1 protein-coding gene is annotated in these 2,545 nt (G+C 68.4%); it reads right to left on the bottom strand.

Annotation, left to right across the window (positions count from 1 at the left end; translation table 11 throughout):
• Window positions 1-2,399: condensation domain-containing protein (locus tag ACZ3KP_RS40905; RefSeq protein ID WP_467506216.1), on the bottom strand; the 2,399-nt coding region annotated here is incomplete at its 3' end.
• Window positions 2,400-2,545: the final 146 nt, after the last annotated feature.

The following is a 2,545-nucleotide window of genomic DNA, read 5'->3' as shown; positions in this document are numbered from 1 at the left end:
ACACCCTTCGGCCGACCCGTCGAACCCGACGTATAAATCACATACGCCGGATGCGCAGCCAACACCGAAGACAACCGATCACCGTCGCACAGGTCTCCGCTGTCCTGGCCGGCCACGGCGTGGCGGACTTCGGGATCATCGAGGAGAAGGTGCCGTGCGGTGCTGTTCTGGGGCAGCGAATCCACGGTCGCCGCTTCCGCCAGGACCAGAACGGGTTCGGCGTCCGCGAGCATGTACGCGATCCGGTCCGGCGGGTACTCCGGGTCCACCGGCACATAACCCGAACCACTCTTCAGCACCGCGAGCAGAGCCACGACGAGGTCCACCGACCTCGGCAGCGCCACCGCTACCAGGCGCTCCGGACCCGCGCCGCATGCCACCAGGTGACGGGCCAGACGATTCGCGCGGGCGTTCAGTTCCGCGTAGCTCAGCTCGACTCCGCCGCTGACCACAGCCGGCGCCTCCGGAGTCCGCACCACCTGCGCCTCGATGAGCTCCGACAACGGCGCGTCCGGAACCTCGGTCACAGCCCCGTTCCACCCGGTCAGGATCTGCTCGCGTTCGTCGGGCTCCAGCAGTTCGATCTCGCTCACACGCAGGGCGGGTTCGCTAACGACCGCTCGCAGTACGTGTATCAGGCGACCGGCAAGACTCCGGACGGTGGTCTCCGCGAACAGATCCGTCCGGTAGTCCAGCTGTCCCTCGAGACCCGCGGGACTCCCGTCGACGCCGTGGGTCTCCCCCAGGCTCAGCGACAGGTCGAATCTCGCCGCTGAGCCGTGAACCTGTTCGGTCCGCACGCTCAGGCCAGACAGCGCAAGCTCCGGATCAGCGACGCTCTGGACCGTGAGCATCACTTGGAAGAGGGGATGGCGGGCCATCGAACGGGTCGGGTTGAGGATCTCCACGAGCCGCTCGAACGGCACGTCCTGGTGGGCGAACGCGGCCAGGTCTGCTTCCCGGACCCGTTCGACAACGTCCCGGAACGTCGGGTCGCCCGACAGGTCGGTCCGCAGGACCAGCGTGTTCACGAAGAACCCGACGAGGTCGTCGAGGGCATCGTCGGTACGGCCCGCGACGGGGGTACCGATCGGGATGTCCTGCCCGGCGCCCATCTTCGACAGCAGGACCGCCAGCGCCGCCTGGACGGTCATGAACACACTCGCGCCGCAGGAGCGGGACAGATCCACCAGCCGGTCATGCACTTCGGCTGGTACGTGCACGTCCACTGAAGCGCCCTTGTGTGACGCGATCGCGGGGCGCGGATGGTCGACTGGGAGCTCCAGTTGCTGGGGCACCTCGGCCAGGGCCTGCTTCCAGTAGGCGATCTGGGCGGCGATCACGCTGTCCGGGTCGTCCTCGCTGCCGAGGGCCTCGCGCTGCCACAGCGTGTAGTCCACGTACTGCACATCAAGCGGCCGCCACTCCGGAGCACGCCCCTGACAGCGAGCCGCGTACGCCTGCGAAAGATCCCTCGCCAACGGCGCCATGGACGAGCCGTCCGCTGCGATGTGGTGGACCACCATCACGAGCACCCACTCACCAGGGACGTCGGTGACCTCCAGCAGACGCACCCGCCACGGCAGGTCCCGCTCCAGATCGAACCCGGCACCCGTCACCTCCATCACCACCGCGGCAACGTCACCAGCCGACACGGCCTCCACAACCACCTCGGGAACACCCCCGGCGCCCTGCCGGATCTCCTGCCGCGGCTCCCCGTCCACCTGCGGAAACACCGTCCGCAGACTCTCGTGCCGACCCGCCACGTCCCCCAGCGCAGCCCCGAACGCCTCCACATCCAGCGCACCCGTCAGACGCAGCACGAGCGGGATGTTGTACGTCGCCGAGACACCCTCGAGCTGACCCAGGAACCACAGACGCCGCTGCGCGAACGACACCGGAAGAACCTCCGGCCGCACCCGTCGCCCGAGCCGCTCCCGGACCCGACCACCCTCACCGAGCCGATCCACCAACCCCGCCACCGTCGGAGCCTCGAACAACGACCGGATGCTCACCTCCACCCCGAGAACGGACCGGATCCGGCTCACCAGCCGCGTCGCCAACAGCGAATGCCCGCCGAGGTCGAAGAAGCTGTCGTCGATCGACACCGACTCCACACCCAGGACCTCGGCGAACAGACCGCACAGGGTTTCCTCCTGCGGTGTTCGCGGTGCCCGTCCCGACGCATCCGTGGTGTATTCGGGAGCCGGCAGCGCCTGCCGGTCCAGCTTCCCGTTGGGCGTCAACGGCAGACCGTCCAGCACGACGAACGCCGACGGCACCATGTAGTCCGGCAGCCGGTCCGCCACGTGCCGACGCAGAACGGCAGCGTCGAAGTCCGCCACCGCGGCCACGACGTACGCGGTGAGCCGCTTGTCACCCGGAGTGTCCTCACGCACCACGACCGCGCTCTGCACGACCGACACGTGCTCCGCCAGCACCGCCTCGATCTCACCCGGCTCGACACGGAAACCCCGCACCTTCACCTGAGCATCAGCACGCCCCACGAACTCCAGCACACCATCCGCCGACCACCGCACCACAT

The organism is Streptomyces sp. NPDC020958, from assembly GCF_055562175.1.
The sequence above is the reverse complement of the archived record's forward strand: the minus strand, read 5'-3'. Positions and strand labels throughout refer to the sequence as shown.